This is a genomic window from Vibrio crassostreae, assembly GCF_041439375.1.
Taxonomy (GTDB): domain Bacteria; phylum Pseudomonadota; class Gammaproteobacteria; order Enterobacterales; family Vibrionaceae; genus Vibrio; species Vibrio crassostreae_D.
On sequence record NZ_JBGONY010000130.1, the window covers coordinates 1 to 1,914 of the forward strand.

General features: G+C 45.4%; 4 protein-coding genes. All 4 read left to right on the forward strand.

Annotation, left to right across the window (positions count from 1 at the left end):
* The first annotated feature begins 85 nt into the window (after positions 1 to 85).
* The 4 genes from moaB to moaE are packed head-to-tail and all read left to right on the forward strand — an operon-like array spanning position 86 to position 1,790.
* On the forward strand, positions 86 to 598 hold the full coding sequence (gene moaB / locus ACED45_RS23930; protein ID WP_004734027.1) for a molybdenum cofactor biosynthesis protein B: 513 nt from the start codon (positions 86 to 88) through the stop codon (positions 596 to 598).
* Positions 599 to 610: 12 nt separating this feature from the next.
* Positions 611 to 1,090, forward strand: a complete 480-nt coding sequence (moaC, locus tag ACED45_RS23935) for a cyclic pyranopterin monophosphate synthase MoaC (protein ID WP_017093480.1) — start codon at positions 611 to 613, stop codon at positions 1,088 to 1,090.
* Entirely contained in the window at positions 1,087 to 1,332 is a 246-nt protein-coding gene (gene moaD / locus ACED45_RS23940; protein ID WP_048662065.1) for a molybdopterin synthase sulfur carrier subunit, read from the forward strand. The genes moaC and moaD overlap by 4 nt, the downstream gene beginning before the upstream one ends.
* Before the next feature lie 2 nt (positions 1,333 to 1,334).
* Positions 1,335 to 1,790 carry a molybdopterin synthase catalytic subunit MoaE gene (gene moaE / locus ACED45_RS23945; RefSeq protein WP_210441822.1) on the forward strand — a complete coding sequence of 152 codons (456 nt, stop codon included), beginning with the start codon at positions 1,335 to 1,337 and terminating at the stop codon, positions 1,788 to 1,790.
* Positions 1,791 to 1,914: the final 124 nt, after the last annotated feature.

The following is a 1,914-nucleotide window of genomic DNA, read 5'->3' on the forward strand; positions in this document are numbered from 1 at the left end:
TTTTAAAACGCTTTTATCTCGAACAAAATTTAACCACGAAAGGTCAACACGCCCTCATAATTGAAAAATTTATATAGGTGAGCAAATGGGTCACGCAGAAAGCAAATTCCAAGCAGCAAACATCGCAGTACTAACCGTTTCAGATACTCGTACAGAAGAAAATGACACGTCAGGTGGTTACCTAGCTGAGCATGCTAAAGAAGCGGGTCATAATGTTGTTGATAAGCAAATCGTTATCGACGACATGTACAAGATCCGTGCGATCGTATCCAAGTGGATCGCTGATGAAAGCGTACAAGCGATCATGATCACTGGCGGTACTGGTTTTACTTCTCGTGACAGCACGCCTGAAGCGCTTAAGCCACTATTTGACAAAGAAGTAGAAGGCTTCGGTGAGCTATTCCGTCAAGTATCTTATGAAGAGATCGGTACATCGACAATTCAATCTCGTGCGATTGCGGGCTTTGCTAACCACACAGTTATCTTTGCGATGCCAGGTTCTACAGGTGCTTGTCGCACAGGTTGGACTAAGATCATCAAGCAACAAATGGATGCTAGTCACCGCCCTTGTAACTTCATGCCACACCTTTCTGTATAAGGCGGTTTGAGTATGAGCCAATTTACACACATTAACGCGTCTGGCGAAGCAAACATGGTCGATGTATCGGCAAAAGCTGAGACAGTACGTGAAGCGAGAGCGGAAGCTTTCGTAAAAATGTCTGCTGAAACGCTAGAGCTGATTGTTTCTGGTAGCCACCATAAAGGCGATGTTTTCGCAACGGCACGCATTGCGGGTATTCAAGCGGCTAAGAAGACGTGGGATCTGATTCCACTGTGTCACCCTCTGCTATTAACCAAAGTAGAAGTGCAGCTTGAAGCTATCGAGTCTGAAAACAAGGTTCGCATCGAATCTGTTTGTAAGCTTGCGGGTAAGACAGGCGTAGAAATGGAAGCGCTAACGGCTGCTTCTGTTGCTGCGTTAACGATTTACGATATGTGTAAAGCTGTTCAGAAAGATATTGTTATCGAGAATGTACGTCTGTTAGAGAAGACGGGTGGTAAGTCTGGTCACTTTAAGGTGGAATCATGATTACAGTTCTTTTCTTTGCTCAAACTCGTGAACTTGTTGGTGTGGACAGCGTTGAAGTTGATGCACAGTTCAAGACGATTGCAGCGATTCGCAGCCACCTTGTAACACAAGAAGGCAAATGGGATATCGCATTGGAAGAGGGCAAGCTTTTGGCTGCGCTTAACCAATCAATCGTACCTTTGACGACTGAAGTGAAAGACGGCGATGAAGTGGCTTTCTTCCCACCAGTGACTGGAGGCTAGTCATGGACTCAAGAGTAGTAGTTACTGCAGAAGACTTTTCTGTGGGTGACGAATACGATTATCTAGCTCAAGGCACAGCTGCAGGAGCGGTAGTGACGTTTGTTGGTAAAGTTCGCGACATGAACCTTGGCGACAACGTGATTGGTTTGTCTCTAGAGCACTATCCGGGTATGACAGAGAAGTCGCTGAGCGAGATCTGTGATCAAGCTGAAGCGCGCTGGCCTATTCAGAAGATGCGAGTGATTCATCGCGTTGGTGACCTAGATATCGGTGACCAGATTGTTTACGTTGGTGTATCAAGTGCACATCGTGGCGCTGCCTTCGAAGCGTGTGAGTTTGTTATGGACTTTCTGAAAACCAAAGCGCCGTTTTGGAAAAAAGAACGTACCACTGAAACAACTCGTTGGGTTGATTCTCGCGATTCAGATACCAAAGCTGCGGAGCGTTGGGAGAAATAATTCTCGCAATATGATGTTGCTTCAAAAATTTGTTCTGTTGATTGAGACAGTAAAAAGCCGACTATTAAGGTCTAATGCCGATCGTTTAAGAAGACTTGAACGATCTTGCAGTTAGCAGATAATC